Consider the following 14342-nt stretch of genomic DNA (forward strand, 5'->3'; position numbering starts at 1 on the left):
AAAACACAAAGTGCTAAAAAAATGTTAAAAATCAGAATATGCCGAGTTAGTGGGTGCTAAACGTACAGATATTTGGTTGAATCAGTATCATAGGTAGAGTTTTCTATTCATTTAAAATAGAAAACTCTTGCATGTATATATATTGTCTATCGATCTGAAATGAGCGGATTGTGTTGTTTCTATAGTCTGAGTTATTGGTATCGCTCGATACTAAGCTCAGCGAACGGCTTTTGGCCCTTTGTAGAGAGTATTTCGGTAAGGATGTCGGCGGAACCACAAGCCATGGTCCATCCCAAAGTGCCATGCCCAGTGTTGGTATAGAGGTTAGAAAATTCTGTTTGCCCAATGATCGGAGTGCCATCAGGGGTCATCGGCCTGAAACCTGTCCAGTAGTCAGCCTGAGCTAAGTCGACACCTTCTGGAAATAGATTATTGACGACATGATTGAGCGTAGAGAGCCTTTTGTCAGGTAGGCTTGGATCAAATCCGGCAAGCTCTGCGGTTCCGGCAACTCGAATCCGTTGATCGAATCGGGTCACTGCGACCTTATAGGTTTCGTCCATAATGGTGGAGTAAGGGGCATGGGTGTCATCAATAACAGGTAATGTTAGCGAGTAACCTTTGACGGGGTAGACAGGAATATCGATATTAAGCGGCTGAAGTAGGTGCTTTGAATAACTCCCCATGGCCACAACGTAGTCATCTGCTTCGATGATACCTTGTGAGGTTTTCACGCCATAGACGTGTTTATCACGGACAAGGAGTCGTTCAATTTCAGTATTAAATAAGAACTGAACACCAGCCTGTTCTGCCATTGTTTGTAGTTGCTGACAAAACAGATAACAGTCACCGGTTTCATCGTCAGGTAGGTAAAGGCCACCAACCAGCTCACCATTCATACCTGTCAATCCAGGTTCTTGCTTTAAACACTCTACTGGTGACATAAGCTTGTAGCGAGTGCCGCTCTCTTCTAACAAAGCAATGTCTTTCTCGATGGCCTTCAACTGTGCTTCTTTGCGAAAGATCTGCAATGTTCCTTGAGCTTTACCTTGGTAGCTCAACTGGTGAGTTCGATTTAACTCTGCTAAACACTCTCTACTACGGTTAGCAATAGTCAGCATTCGTGCCTTGTTGATTCTGTATTTATCAAGTTGGCAATTGCTCAACATTTTTGTTGCCCAACTGACAAGTTCAGGGCTTAGGCTTGGTTTGATTTTTAGCGGAGCGTGTTGCTCGAACAACCATTTGAATGCCTTCGTTGGTATACCCGGTGCAGCCCATGGAGAAGAGTAGCCATACGAGATCTGACCTGCGTTAGCATAGCTCGTCTCTTCTGCGGCCCTAGGTTGTCTGTCGACTACTGTGACTTCAAATCCTGCTTGCGACAAATACCATGCACTTGTTAAACCGACGACACCACTTCCTAAAACTACAACTTTCACGTTGGATTCTCACACAATTGAATTTTGCATAGGATCGATAATTTACATTCACTTAACAATCGATAAGAATTGCTACTAGGTTTTAGTTTTTTTAAAGGCTTAGTATGAAATCAGCAATATTGCATGGAGTGAACCTAGTCTGCATTGTCGCTCGCCATCAAAGTTTAACCAGTGCAGCCAAAGAGCTGAGCCTGACCGTGGGGGCGGTGAGTCAACAGCTTCAGCAAATCGAAGACAAGCTCGGTTTCACGGTTTTTGAGCGCCATGCTCGTGGTATTCGGCTTACAGAACAAGGAACTAAACTTGTTGAAGCGACCCGTCATCATTTAGCTGCAATTGAAGAAAATGTTTTTCAGCTCACGCATGTGTCCGAACGAAAACAGATCCGTTTAAAGCTAACGCCATCATTCGCTTTTAAATGGCTCGTTCCACGCTTAGAAAAATTCCACAAACAATATCCAGACGTGCAGATACATACTTTTGCTGAAGGGGCACTAGTCGACAGCCAGAATCGAAACTTTGATATAGCGATTGATTACGGACCACTGCCATATAAACACCAAACTGCTGAGCTTTTGATGGAGGAGTCACTAGTGCCTGTGATGAGTCCAGCATACTTGCAAGCGCATCCCCTGAATCTCGAAAACAGTGGCTGGGCAGATGTTGCATTACTTCATGATGTCATGCCTTGGGAAAGTGCTGTCAAAGACTATGAGTGGCGATATTGGGCAGAGCAACACCAGCTGCAATTTAATACGAATCAAGGCCATTTTTTTAATCGAACGGACATGGCAATGTCAGCAGCTGAGGCTGGAGTCGGCATTGCACTGGCACGTTCAGCATTACTGAATAATGAGCTTGAAGAAGGGCGCCTTGTCGCTCCTTTTCCTGCTATTGATGCCAATGCTGGGTACTTCATATTGACCCATACTGACAATCCTTATACGCGGTTGTTTAAAAATTGGCTTCGAGAACAAGTTGTTACTGATTAAATTGTAAATATGAATGGCGAGAGCATATGCACCCACTACACTTAGTAGTGAACTTGACTCTGACTGACAAGGGGCAGGTGAATTTAGGGGCAGCGCATTATGGAATCTCACCAGGGCCGATGCAGCTATCAAAACCCTGATGGCTGGTGCTGCGATCAACCTAGTGGCGAGTCAGGACTCTGTTACTGGCATGACCCAAAAGTCGATAAAAGCAAAGATGATATAAAAGACAAGGTTGAACAATGGGCCGCAGCGGGTAAACCTTTAGACGGATTTCAGTTGGCGAAAACGAACCTAGAAGACATCGATTTAGTAAACCGTGGGTGCAAAGAAGGTTATCTATGTCGAGATGCTGACTTCTACCGAGCAGATTTAACTGATGCTCATTTCTTTGGCTTAGACTTACGTGGCTCTTCATTGATGAAAGCCAAGCTGATTGGTGCAAATTTACATTGTGCTAAGTTGGACAATTGCAATTTACTCGGTGCATCGCTCTCACGTGCCAAATTGGAAAACATAGAGTGGGGTGGCTATTTAAAACAAGAGCGAGCGGCTAAGCATGCACTCAAATGTCGTCATAGGAAAGAGTCTGTGATGTATTGCCAAGAAGCCGAAGAGGTATGCCGCAATATTCGTAAGCAGTGTGAGAAGCAAGGGTTGTTTGAAATAGCGGGGGATTTCTTTAAGCGAGAAATGCGTTTTCGCCGCTATCAAATGCCGCTGTTTAGTGTGAAACGGATTGTCTCTAAGCTGGTGGATATTTTTTGTGGCTACGGAGAAGATCCGATTCGGGTAGTGGGTTTTTCCATCTTTCTTATTTTAGTATGCGCGTTGGCGTACTTCTTTCTCGATACCACTGGCGCTCACCCCGTCTATGAGGGGGTAACTGGTTGGCAGTTTTACGCTTTGGAGTTTTTTAATTCACTCTATTTCAGTGTAGTTACCTTTACCACGCTAGGTTATGGGGACATATCACCCGTTGGGCTTGCGAGGTTTATCGCTGCCTGCGAAGCGTTCCTAGGCAGCTTTACTATGGCGCTGTTTGTGGTGGTCTTTGTGAAGAAGATGACCCGCTGACAAAAAGCTTTAGACTTGTTCAAAACCACTTTCTAACCAATCTAATAGGATGATTTGATCATCTTTGTATTGGTTAGAAAAGTGCTCAATCAGCATTGCGAGGTGTTGGCCGTTGTCACACATCGTTTCGGCAACCAAATCCTCAGAAACAACAATCGCACCGCCTTGTGGGGAAGCGAGAGTCTCAATGCTGACCGGAATAATAAACTTACTCCTACTTTCTAGATGATAGTGCTTTAACCCGTTTGCCTGCTCGTGGAGTGCAGTCAGTACGTTAGGCTGATAGTCACTTTGTTCAAATCCAATAGCGGCAACAAAAACCAATCCACGATACAAAATAATCACAGAACTCACCGTCGTTGTAGCTTGATTGGTGAACTCAAGAATGATGTCACCAGCTAAGTGGGGCAGTTGCTTGAATTGTTGTTTTAATAACTCAATGGTCGCTTGCCATTTATCATGGTGTTCTGGTGGTAGTTGCGTCAATATGGATGAAGTGTCGGTTTGGGTGAACTGCAGAATGGGTGCAGCGTAGTGAGTGCTCACGGTCATAGTCATTCGTTAGACGTTTAGAATAGTGCAGAGGCTAGCGGAGAAGCTGCGATGGAGCTAGAAGTAAGGTTTAATAGTTTGAGCCAGTTGGCGCAGTAAGAAGGGTTAGATAAGAAAAAGGTTACCAAATCAGCGATCTGGTAACCTAAATTTGATTTATGCTGCAGTAGCAAATTCAGCTAAGAAAGCTTCTTTACGTGCATTGAAGCGCTCAACTAAGTCATCAACTGAAGCTTGGTCGTAAGGTTTTAGACCACTCGCGACCATACGCTTAATGCCTTTACCGACAATTTCACCATCTTCTTTGAAGTCGAAGTTTAGTGTAACTACGCCACGCTTACCTTCTACATCAAATGTTGCGCCTGCAAACGCCACTTCAGGGTGAGATAAATCTAAGCGAGAGAATTCCACTTCCATGCTTTCATAGATAACTAATGGGCGCTGACAGTTGATCATCATCTGTTGCTCTTCCATTAGCGGAACCATGATATGAGGGAAGTTCATTCCAGAGAACTGAACGTAGCTTGTTACCACGTGTTCAATGAACTCTGGGTTGTGGCTTACTTCACCTTCACGCGACATGTGTAGGTATTCTTTTGCGTTTGTATCGACTAACGCGCTTTCTTTGTCACACTTATTTTCGATAGACAGGGATACGCCATCGTTCACCATGCCCGAGAAGTCAAAACGCATTTTTTGGCTGATGCCTTCTTTGCTTAGTAGAACAGCAAAAAGTAGATCACCTGGCACACAGAAGCGTTTGTTATCTTCGTCGTGGATAGGGTTGTAGTCACCCGCTACCTTTTTTGCAAAGTGGCTTGCTTGCTGGCGGGTGAACTGGAACTGGTTGTTATCTTGTGAAAAATAAGGTGTAAGAAACATACTTTTAATCATGTGGCTATAACTGCGGCGCAGTATACATGAAGCTATGCTATTAAATGGTCTAATCAGATGATATTGACGATACTTTAACCTGCAAAATTCGGCTTGAGGTCACCGCGAGTATTTCAAATTGCCATTCACCACAGGTGATAAACTCCCCACGCAAAGGCACTTTTCCAGCTTTCCATGTCAGATAACCATTCAATGTTTGGAAACCTTCGATCTCTTCACCATCTATTGTTCCAAGGTCAAGTCGACGTTTTAGCTCATTGAGTGGAATAAGCGCATCCATCCACCAACTGCCATCTTGATGCTGCCTTGCCCATGAGTGTTGCGGAGCAAGACCTAGCTCACCGGCAACGGATTCAAGAATATCGTAATGGGTAACAATACCTTGTATGTCACCATATTCATCGACGATAAACGCCATCTCACCATTGCTTTGCTGCATTTGGTTTAATAGCGGTAATCCTTTCATCGATTCTGGGTAATATTTTGGCTTACGGGCTAATCGAGCAATTTTCTCGATCGAAAGCTCATCATACTGATCCAGTAATACCTTTGATGAAATCGTACCAATGATGTTGTCTAGGCCACCATGAACTACTGGCCAGACTGAATGTTGAGTCTGGCGAATATGTTTGAGTAGCTGTTCTATCGGCAGTTCTACATCTAAGTAGTCGATGTCACAACGTGGGGTCATCAGTGATGTCACGAGTCTATCATTGAGATAAAGAATATTGCGGATCATCTCTTGCTCTTGTGGCTCAATCGCCCCAGATTCAGAACCTTCCGTTACTACGGCAAAGATATCTTCCTCAGTGACCTGATCATTGTCATCACCATGTTGGCGAAACAGCTTGAGTAATGTGTCCGTAGAGATGCTAAGCAGTACTACAAACGGCGAAGTAATAATAGCTAGCCAGTGAATAGGGTAGGCAACAATGACAGCAATACGTTCTGCATTGCGCTGGGCAAAACGCTTCGGTACTAATTCACCGACAACAATAGCAAAGTAGGTAATCAATACGACGACACTAGCAGTCGCGACAATAGCAGCGAGCTCAGACTCCAAACCTTGGGTGATAAGCCATGCAGCAAAAGGTGCAGACAATGTCGCTTCGCCAAAAATACCACTTAGGATACCAATGGCAGTAATACCGATCTGAATCGTAGATAAAAAGCGGGTTGGATTATTTTTAAGCTCAAGAGCAAGCTTGGCTGAGGATTGGGTTTCAGCGAGTTTTTTTAGGCGGCTCGACTTTGCAGCAACAAGCGCAAGTTCAGACATCGCGAAGATGCCATTAAGGGTGATAAGCCCCACCAGTATGAAAATGTCCATTAATTGGTCCAGTTATAAACACCTTGAAAGCATAACGGCACGACCGAACAAAAGATATGCAGTTCAAAGGGAATGTCGGTGAATAATTTTTACCTTGGCGATAACCTTTTATGATGCTGTTTATTCAGTCGATGACTTGATACTGTAATTCTCTTAGCTGACGGGCAAATGCCCCCTTAGTTTGGGGCTCTCCGTGGATCAAATGGATTTGCTTTGGTGGCAATTTAATCCCTTGAATAAATTGGAGTAAGTCATTTTTATCTGCGTGGGCGGAATAGCCTGACATAGTATGAATTTGAGCATTTACTTCTACCTTGTCGTCATCAATCATGACTTCCATAGCGCCAGATTGAATCGCGCGACCCAATGTTCCTTGTGCTTGGTAGCCAGCCAACAAAACGTCACTACGTTCATCGGGCAACAGCGCTTTAAGGTAATCCATGATTCTGCCGCCTTGGCACATTCCAGATGCTGTTACCACAATTGCTGCTTCTCCAGTTGATTGAAGCCGGTTTACAAGTCGTTGGTGCGTTCGATGGTCTTCAACTGTAATGCATTGTTCAAAGGCGAGCGGGTGACGACGTTGATTAATTCTATGCTTGGCTTCTTGTCCCCAAAGTTGTTTGAAACGGCGGTAGGAACGAGTGACACGCTGCGCCATGGGCGAGTCTAAGATGATCGGGATAGAAGTATCAATTTGATGATCATGGATGAGTTGCTCGATATCAAACAGAAGCTCCTGAGTTCGCCCGACACTAAACGCAGGGATCAGTATCGTACCGCCATCTTCAAGGGAGCGGTCAATAATAGACTTTAACCTCTGGGCACGAGTGGCAATGTCATCATGAGGCTTGTCACCGTATGTGGTTTCTATTAGTAGATAATCGGCACGCTCTGGTGGTAGAGGATCGGGTAATAGAGGTGTGTTATTGGGGCCTAGATCGCCAGAGAAAACCACGATCTCTTGATTGGGTAAGCGAACTTCAATGTAGGCTGAGCCCAAAATATGCCCTGCTGGTTGAAAGCGAATAGCGATGGATTCAGGCAACGCAGGTTCTAACTCAATCCACTGACTGTATTCTCGGGGTCTAAGCAGTTTGCGGATTTTATTCAAGACGCGTTGCGCTTGCTTAGGTTTTAGTCCTAACTGAAGTTTTAAGCTGTCTTCTAACATCAGTGGAATCAGCTCGGCAGTCGCTAAACTGCAGTAGATAGGTTGATTAAACCCAGTGGCGAGTAACCAAGGAAGACGACCAATATGATCAATGTGTGCGTGGGTAATAAGCAGAGCATTGAGGTGAGAGGTAGAAAACTCAATCTCAAGCGGTCGAGTATCGGCACCTTGGAATAATCCACAGTCTACTAAGAGCGTTTGGTGCTCGTATTTAAGTTCGTGGCATGAACCAGTGATGGTGTCTTTCCCACCATGATGAATGATTTCCATATAACCCCCTCGCAAGACATCGTTACGACAGTGCCGACATTGCTATTTTACGACAACTTGCCGTTCGAGAAATGCGAGGACTAAGCAGTTTTCAAAGTAATTCAATTATTACTCAGTAGGTTATATGCGAACGAGTTAATTGTTCGTCGAGTGTTTAGGAACGTTTTGGCTTGTTGTCTCTAGTTGGGCGACTTCGGCATCCAGTTCAGCAATTCTCTGTGCCATAAGAGCATGGCAGTGATCGGCTAACGCACGCGCGTCATTAATGGTGTATCCCGTGACATCAATTGGTTCCAACATTTCGGTGATAACGACACCATTGTCTTTACGGTTGAGGTCAATTCTATTGTGAGTTGTACTGACTACCATTGGAGTAATAGGCACTCCTGCTTCAATTGCCATACGAAAGGCACCAGTTTTGAAAGGGAGTAAACCTCGACCTTTGCTGCGCGTTCCTTCTGGGTAGGCCCAAACAGACAGATCTCGTCGATGAATCGCTTCTGCCACTTGCTTGATGGTATCTCGCGCTTTTGACTTGTCTTGACGATCAATCAATATGTTTCCTGTAATCCAATATAGCTGGCCGAAGAACGGGACCCAAAGCAGCTCTTTTTTTCCTAAAGAGACGGTTCTTGGTCTCAGCATCCCTGGTGAAGTGACAAAATCATAAACACTTTGATGATTAGAGATGTAGACGCTATTGCTCGGTGTTGGCGCATGCTCAAGCCCACGTTGGATCAGTTTCAACCCGATCAGTTTGTGCAGTTGGTTGAACCAACGACAAAAGAAATAAACGTGCCTTGGGTTGCGCGGACTAAACAAGCAATAGACCATCGCAAACAAAGTCATAAATACGATAAATACCGCCGCTACCATTAAACGAATTACAGCTAGCACAGCACACTCCTTGGTTAAGCCTATCCATGAAATTTAGAGTTTTAGGTCTAGTTAACTAAATTGCAACAAATATGAAGAAAGGCAGGCCGGAGAGATTCAAAGGTGTGAAGTTGGATCGAAAAACGGACAAGTAAACCTCTTAACTCTTTATTTTAAAAAGAAAAAATGTGAACGCATGTGCGCTGAATATTAAGTAGATGCTAGGTTTAGGTGAGGTGAAAATAAAAAGCCCAGCGTGAACTGGGCTTGGAACCATTACAGCTTTGATTGCGCTCGATTTAAGCGGTCATGAACAGCAAACCACTCTTCGTTCACTGGCGGGCGTTCGACCCAGATCTCATCACAGCCCCATTTATCGGCCTCATCAAGCGCGCGATAAAGATCATGCGAGTATTGAGCAACATCTTGTGGCATCAGCTTAGATTTAAAACCAAGTGATGCTTCAATTGATGAGTAGTGCAAACAAGCGATGTTGTTGCCATTTGCTGATTCAATATCGCTAAGGTCAACCAAGCGCACTTTGGTATTCGGTTGATAGTGGCTAGTGACATTGCCAGGTACCGCAACCGCGTGAGCTTTAGGTGCAAGAACTTCTTCCCCTAAAGTTTCAGATAGTTGTGTCGCAGTCACTGGGCCAGTGCGAAGAACTCGAAATGGCTTTTGAGTCAGGTCGATAATCGTCGACTCTAGGCCGTGAACACAATCACCGCCATCAAGTACTGCGGCAATCTTGCCACCTAGCGAGTTCATCACGTGCTCTGCTGAAGTTGGGCTTAGCTTTTTGTATGGGTTTGCCGATGGAGCCGCCACCGCCATACCTGAAGATAATAGCGATGCAAAAACATCGTGCGCTGGCATGCGAATACCAATTGTGTCTAAACCACCAGTTACCACTGGCGTTGCTTGCTCTGCTTTGTTCAGTAGCAGCGTAACAGGGCCCGGCCAGTAAGCGCTGGCGATAGTGAAAGCTTCTTGAGGAATATCCGTTGCCCAGTCAGTCAATTGCTCCACACTGCCGATATGAACGATCAGTGGGTGGTTTGCTGGGCGACCTTTTGCAGCAAAGATCTTTTTCACCGCTTCTGGGTTTGAAGCATCGGCAGCAAGCCCGTAAACGGTCTCGGTCGGAATCGCAACAAGTTCGCCAGAAGCGAGAATTTCTTTGGCTTGTTCAATATCATGACTATTGCTTGCTGAAAGGTGTTGCGTCTTCAATGTCTCTTCCTCAAAGAACCGATGGATAAAAATCTGAGCCGGCTATTTTAACCATGTTTCACAAACTTTCGACGTTTAATTGAACATGAATTGTATCGATTGATAAAATTCCTCTATATAAGCACTACTTTCAATTATTTACTGAGCAAGAAATATTAATTTGATGTATAGGGGTAAGTGCTTTACTTGAGTAAAGGAGCGATAGATTGGATCAAATATACGACTACATCGTTATTGGCGGCGGTATTGTTGGTGTGTCGACGGCTTGGCAACTGCAGCAGCGTCACCCCAATAAATCTATCTTGCTGATTGAAAAGGAGCAAAGCTTAGCCTCCCATCAAACGGGCCATAACAGTGGTGTGATTCATGCGGGAGTTTACTACGCACCTGGCAGTCTCAAGGCGGAGTTTTGCAAAGCGGGAGTCAAAGCAACGACGGAGTTTTGTCTAAAGCATGATATTAAGGTCGAGAACTGCGGTAAGTTGTTGGTGGCGACCACCCAAGTTGAACGCCATCGAATGAATGCCTTGTTTGAACGCTGCCAGCAAAATGGCATAGACGTAGAGCTTATCGATCAACAGGAACTAAAACGCAGAGAGCCAAACATTACAGGGCTAGGTGCGATTGCTGTTTCTGCGACGAGTATTGTTGACTATCGGAAAGTGACCCAAGCGATGGCCCAAGAGTTTGAATTAGCTGGTGGAGAGTTATTGCTTGGAACTTTGGTGACTGGGATAGCTGAGCATTCAGATCATGTTGAGGTCTCCACTGAAGGGGTGACTGAATCGTCATCGTTGAAGGGGCGATTTTTAGTGGTATGTTCTGGGCTAATGGCAGATCGCATGACAAGGATGATGGGTCTAGAGACAGACTTTCAAATCATTCCATATCGAGGGGAGTATTATCGTCTACCTGCTAAGCACAACGATGTAGTCAGCCACCTTATTTATCCTATTCCTGATCCCGATTTACCCTTTTTAGGTGTCCACCTTACTCGCATGATTGATGGCAGTGTGACTGTCGGACCGAACGCAGTGCAAGGGTTTAAGCGGGAAGGGTATGGGCGTTTTAACTTTGATATTAAAGATACCGCAGAGATGCTGAGCTTTGCTGGCTTTTGGAAGGTAACCGCAAAGCATTTTAAAACTGGGCTAGTGGAGTTTAAAAATTCGTGGTCGAAAGCGGGCTATCTCAAGCTGGTTAATAAATACTGCCCACAGATAGAAGTTGAAGACCTGCAGCCGTATCCCGCCGGTATAAGAGCTCAAGCGGTGCTCAAAGATGGCAGCTTAGTGCACGATTTCTTGTTTGCCGAAAGTCCGCGCTCTTTGCATGTGTGTAATGCGCCATCACCAGCGGCGACTTCTGCTATTCCGATTGGTGGTTATATTTGCGATAAGATTGCAGACAAGCAAAAACTATAACTGAGGTTTGAGTTCAACTACATTACCTTCAGGATCTTCAATATAGACTGAGCGTCCAAAGCCTTGGGCGCCATACCTTTCTACAAAGTCATTGGTAGCAATATTGTGCGAGTGAAGGTAGTCACGTAGCTGTTGCTCATCAAACATGGCTGTTTGCAGGCAGAAATGATCAACATTGCGTCCATTTTGCTGGGGGGCTTTTCCTCCCAGTTGTCCTAGTTCACTGTCTACCGTTACGATATCGATCAGTGCATTACCTGCTCTGAGTTGAGTTAAGCCGAGTTCGGGCAGCTCTCTTTCTATTGGGCAAGCAAGAATGTCTTGATAAAAGGCGAGCATTTTCTTTAAGTTAGAGGTTCTTAGTACAATATGGTCAATCGCAAGTATGCGAATGGGATTTGATGCAGTCATAACTAGCCTTAGTCGTTTGCTTGTTTTAACTATACGAAAAAATGGCTCGGCTCGATTGAGCATCTAACTAAAAGATGGAGACAAGATGCGATACCTTGGGATTGACGGGTGCAAAGCAGGCTGGGTTGTTTGGCAGCTCAACAGTGGTTCACCATCTTTTCAAATTGTGACTTCTTTAAGTGACATAGCGGATTTACTTACCCAGAGCAGAGCGTTGATCGACATTCCGATTGGCTTTAGTGATAGTACGCAGCCAGATAGGTTATGCGATCAAGCGGCAAGAAAGTTCTTAGCGCCTAAGCGAGGTTCGTCAGTATTCCCTGTTCCTTGTAAAGAGGCCGCCTATGCAGAAACGTATCAGCAAGCGTGCCAAATCAATATGGAACAATTGGGTAAAAAGATCTCTAAACAAACCTGGTATATTTTGCCGAAAGTATGCGAAGTTGATGCGCTATTAAGGGAGCGTCATTCAGTCATGCTTCGAGAATCTCACCCTGAAGTCGTTTTCAAAGCACTCAATAAACAGCCGCTATCCCACAGCAAAAAGACGATAGAGGGTAGGGAAGAGCGCCTTGCTATTTTTAATCACTATTGCCCAGAGTGGATTTCGATACTGACCGATTCTATAGAGCAAACCAAGCGTAGCGTGGCTCAACCCGATGATTTGATTGATGCATTTGCGTTGATGTTTGTTGCTTCAAAATGGCCGGAATTATCGACGCTACCTGAAATGAAAGCGTCGTTGGATAATGAAATTGTGTATTGGCAAGCGAATTAAATGAAACAAAGAATAATGACGATAAAAAGAGTGTTTACAGCCTTACTGCTAATGTTCAGTGCAGGAGCGAGCGCAAACGTCGCACCTATTTCGGAGTGGCAATGTGGCATGATGAAAAAGACCGGTGTCCTACCAAGCAATGCGCCGATAGGGTGTGAACGGTTAAACAAAGTCGATTTTGAGTTTGTGAATTTTGTCGGTGAAACCGAGTCAGGAAGTGTGATTGTCTTGGATATCGTGGCTCCTTCTGTCGAGCAAATATTTACGGCATTGAAACAGCGCAAGTTTCCTCTTCACTCCGCACGTTTAATGCGTGAGTTTAAAGGTGATGATAATGCTTCTATGGATGCCAACAACAGCAGCGCATTTAATGCTCGGGCGATAACGGGGGGCAGCAGCTGGTCTAAGCACGCTTATGGTGTAGCGATTGATATTAATCCAGTGCAAAACCCATTTTTAGAGTTTGGAGACAATGGCACTATCAAAGTGAAGCCGACTCAATCTGCGACTCAGTACATCAACCGAACTCAGTTTCGTGCTCGCTCTGAGCTAAGCCGAACAGGAATGGCGGAAGAGGTAGTCGATCTATTTGCTCATCACGGCTTTCTGATTTGGGGTGGGGATTGGAACACGCCTATCGATACCCAGCACTTTGAAGTTGGCTCAAGGAAGTTCGTTAATCAATTAGTTTCCAAACCTAAGCCAGAAGCGACGCAATTGTTTAATCGCTACATCAGTTCGTACCGAACGTGCTACGAGCAAAATAAAGCGCAAGGTGCTGAGAAAGCTAGAGCTATGTGTGCTTATAAGACGGTGAGGGCGTTTTAGGTTAGTACTAATGTTTAGTACAACGTATGGGTTTCATTGGTGATAGAAAACAAAAAGGCGCTAACTCAAAGAGTTAGCGCCTTTCCAAACGTTTGGTGGAGCTGGCGGGAGTTGAACCCGCGTCCAAAAACCATTCATCATTGGTACTACATGCTTAGTCGATCTTTAAATTCACCAAGTACCTGCGAACCGACACGCTAGTAAATGACTATCCTGAATTAAAATTCGCCGTTCATCTCTCAGGCGGGAGAATCCGGGCTAGCGCGTTTGGGTTTGATCTCTCGGTGGTCCCCGTCTTACGTGCGGAAGCTAGGGCGAGAGAGCTCTGAGCAGGTTATTAAGCTGCTAGTGCGTAGTTTTCGTCGTTTGCGACTATTTTTTTGCGGCTTTTTACGTGGCCAACCGCCCCACGGCATGCACCTCAGACTTCAAAATTCCTGTCGAATCCTAAATCAGCCCCGAAGTGTTACTCGCATAGTACCAGAAAAGTGTAACCTGTCTAGACTTGTGCGTTTAAGTGCTCAATATTAGCGCAGTGAACTCTTCATTACGCGCGCTTTTTCGCGAGCCCAATCTTTTTCTTTAAGATCAGTACGTTTATCGTGCAGCTTCTTGCCTTTCGCAACACCGATTTTCATCTTCACCCAAGAGCGAGACCAGTATAGTGAAAGTGCAGCTAGCGTCATGCCTTCGCGGTTGATACGACCAAGTAGGTTGTCCAGCTCGCGACGGCTCATAAGTAGTTTTCGAACGCGAGTCGGGTTAGCGACTACGTGTGTCGATGCTTGTTGAAGTGGAGTAATAGTCATGCCACTGACAAAAGCTTCACCGTCACGCATAAAGACGTAGCTTTCTGCGATATTCGCTTTGCCTTGACGAAGTGACTTAACTTCCCAGCCTTGTAGCTCCATGCCGGCTTCAATTTCATCGTCGATAAAATATTCGTGGCGAGCTTTTTTATTTAGAGCGATGGTATTGCTACCCGCTTTTTGTTTAGATTTTTTCTTTGCCATAATAGCTGCATTATACGGTTAGGATTTAAGTTAGGAAATCCCTTT

The 14342-nt window shown here is 44.9% G+C and carries 14 protein-coding genes and 1 other RNA gene; 5 read left to right on the forward strand and 10 right to left on the reverse strand.

Translation table 11 applies throughout. From position 1 onward, the window contains the following. Positions 1–191: 191 nt before the first annotated feature. On the reverse strand, positions 192–1442 hold the full coding sequence (locus tag AAFX28_RS12290) for a D-amino acid dehydrogenase (protein ID WP_408688020.1): 1251 nt from the start codon (positions 1440–1442) through the stop codon (positions 192–194). A 104-nt stretch (positions 1443–1546) separates the two neighbouring features. On the opposite strand from AAFX28_RS12290, the gene AAFX28_RS12295 reads away from it, so the two are divergent. Further along, a complete protein-coding gene (locus tag AAFX28_RS12295) occupies positions 1547–2434 on the forward strand; it encodes a LysR substrate-binding domain-containing protein (protein WP_408688022.1) in 888 nt (295 codons plus the stop codon). 99 nt (positions 2435–2533) lie between these two features. Further along, complete coding sequence (locus AAFX28_RS12300) at positions 2534–3511, forward strand: ion channel (protein WP_408688024.1); 978 nt, start codon at positions 2534–2536, stop codon at positions 3509–3511. A 9-nt stretch (positions 3512–3520) separates the two neighbouring features. On the opposite strand, the gene AAFX28_RS12305 is transcribed toward AAFX28_RS12300, so the two are convergent. The 6 genes from AAFX28_RS12305 to AAFX28_RS12330 form a co-directional block, all read right to left on the reverse strand. Then, entirely contained in the window at positions 3521–4063 is a 543-nt protein-coding gene (locus AAFX28_RS12305; protein ID WP_408688026.1) for a hypothetical protein, read from the reverse strand. A gap of 156 nt (positions 4064–4219) precedes the next feature. Continuing rightward, entirely contained in the window at positions 4220–4945 is a 726-nt protein-coding gene (locus AAFX28_RS12310; protein ID WP_408688027.1) for a DUF3581 domain-containing protein, read from the reverse strand. Between the two features lie 61 nt (positions 4946–5006). After that, positions 5007–6287 (reverse strand): hemolysin family protein, encoded by a 1281-nt coding sequence (locus AAFX28_RS12315; protein WP_408688029.1) that lies wholly within the window; start codon positions 6285–6287, stop codon positions 5007–5009. A gap of 124 nt (positions 6288–6411) precedes the next feature. After that, on the reverse strand, positions 6412–7731 hold the full coding sequence (locus AAFX28_RS12320) for an MBL fold metallo-hydrolase RNA specificity domain-containing protein (RefSeq protein ID WP_408688031.1): 1320 nt from the start codon (positions 7729–7731) through the stop codon (positions 6412–6414). 135 nt (positions 7732–7866) lie between these two features. Then, positions 7867–8628: a 1-acylglycerol-3-phosphate O-acyltransferase gene (locus tag AAFX28_RS12325; RefSeq protein WP_408688033.1), complete on the reverse strand. Its 762-nt coding sequence runs from the start codon at positions 8626–8628 to the stop codon at positions 7867–7869. A gap of 255 nt (positions 8629–8883) precedes the next feature. After that, complete coding sequence (locus tag AAFX28_RS12330; RefSeq protein ID WP_408688035.1) at positions 8884–9843, reverse strand: L-threonylcarbamoyladenylate synthase; 960 nt, start codon at positions 9841–9843, stop codon at positions 8884–8886. A gap of 206 nt (positions 9844–10049) precedes the next feature. On the opposite strand from AAFX28_RS12330, the gene lhgO reads away from it, so the two are divergent. After that, a complete protein-coding gene (gene lhgO / locus AAFX28_RS12335; protein ID WP_408688037.1) occupies positions 10050–11267 on the forward strand; it encodes an L-2-hydroxyglutarate oxidase in 1218 nt (405 codons plus the stop codon). Here the strand turns inward: lhgO and AAFX28_RS12340 are convergent. Next, positions 11262–11678 (reverse strand): VOC family protein, encoded by a 417-nt coding sequence (locus AAFX28_RS12340; protein WP_408688039.1) that lies wholly within the window; start codon positions 11676–11678, stop codon positions 11262–11264. The two genes, lhgO and AAFX28_RS12340, sit on opposite strands and share 6 nt — an antisense overlap. An 85-nt stretch (positions 11679–11763) precedes the next feature. Between AAFX28_RS12340 and AAFX28_RS12345 the strand changes: the two genes are divergently transcribed. Both AAFX28_RS12345 and AAFX28_RS12350 read left to right on the forward strand, forming a co-directional pair. Further along, positions 11764–12456 carry a DUF429 domain-containing protein gene (locus tag AAFX28_RS12345; RefSeq protein ID WP_408688041.1) on the forward strand — a complete coding sequence of 231 codons (693 nt, stop codon included), beginning with the start codon at positions 11764–11766 and terminating at the stop codon, positions 12454–12456. 51 nt (positions 12457–12507) lie between these two features. Beyond that, entirely contained in the window at positions 12508–13284 is a 777-nt protein-coding gene (locus AAFX28_RS12350) for a M15 family metallopeptidase (protein WP_408690866.1), read from the forward strand. A 93-nt stretch (positions 13285–13377) separates the two neighbouring features. Here the strand turns inward: AAFX28_RS12350 and ssrA are convergent. Then, positions 13378–13744: a transfer-messenger RNA gene (gene ssrA, locus AAFX28_RS12355) on the reverse strand. 67 nt (positions 13745–13811) lie between these two features. Further along, positions 13812–14297 carry an SsrA-binding protein SmpB gene (gene smpB / locus AAFX28_RS12360; RefSeq protein ID WP_408688042.1) on the reverse strand — a complete coding sequence of 162 codons (486 nt, stop codon included), beginning with the start codon at positions 14295–14297 and terminating at the stop codon, positions 13812–13814. Between the last annotated feature and the right edge of the window lie 45 nt (positions 14298–14342).

The sequence above is a fragment of the Vibrio sp. TBV020 genome, assembly GCF_046056895.1.
Lineage (GTDB): Bacteria > Pseudomonadota > Gammaproteobacteria > Enterobacterales > Vibrionaceae > Vibrio.

Coding starts and splice junctions, on each gene's coding strand:
- AAFX28_RS12340 (WP_408688039.1), bottom strand. CDS start 11,678: ATGACTGCATCAAATCCCATTCGCATACTTGCGATTGACCATATTGTA.
- AAFX28_RS12350 (WP_408690866.1), top strand. CDS start 12,508: ATGTTCAGTGCAGGAGCGAGCGCAAACGTCGCACCTATTTCGGAGTGG.
- AAFX28_RS12295 (WP_408688022.1), top strand. CDS start 1,547: ATGAAATCAGCAATATTGCATGGAGTGAACCTAGTCTGCATTGTCGCT.
- AAFX28_RS12300 (WP_408688024.1), top strand. CDS start 2,534: ATGGAATCTCACCAGGGCCGATGCAGCTATCAAAACCCTGATGGCTGG.
- AAFX28_RS12310 (WP_408688027.1), bottom strand. CDS start 4,945: ATGTTTCTTACACCTTATTTTTCACAAGATAACAACCAGTTCCAGTTC.
- AAFX28_RS12305 (WP_408688026.1), bottom strand. CDS start 4,063: ATGACCGTGAGCACTCACTACGCTGCACCCATTCTGCAGTTCACCCAA.
- AAFX28_RS12345 (WP_408688041.1), top strand. CDS start 11,764: ATGCGATACCTTGGGATTGACGGGTGCAAAGCAGGCTGGGTTGTTTGG.
- smpB (WP_408688042.1), bottom strand. CDS start 14,297: ATGGCAAAGAAAAAATCTAAACAAAAAGCGGGTAGCAATACCATCGCT.
- AAFX28_RS12320 (WP_408688031.1), bottom strand. CDS start 7,731: ATGGAAATCATTCATCATGGTGGGAAAGACACCATCACTGGTTCATGC.
- AAFX28_RS12315 (WP_408688029.1), bottom strand. CDS start 6,287: ATGGACATTTTCATACTGGTGGGGCTTATCACCCTTAATGGCATCTTC.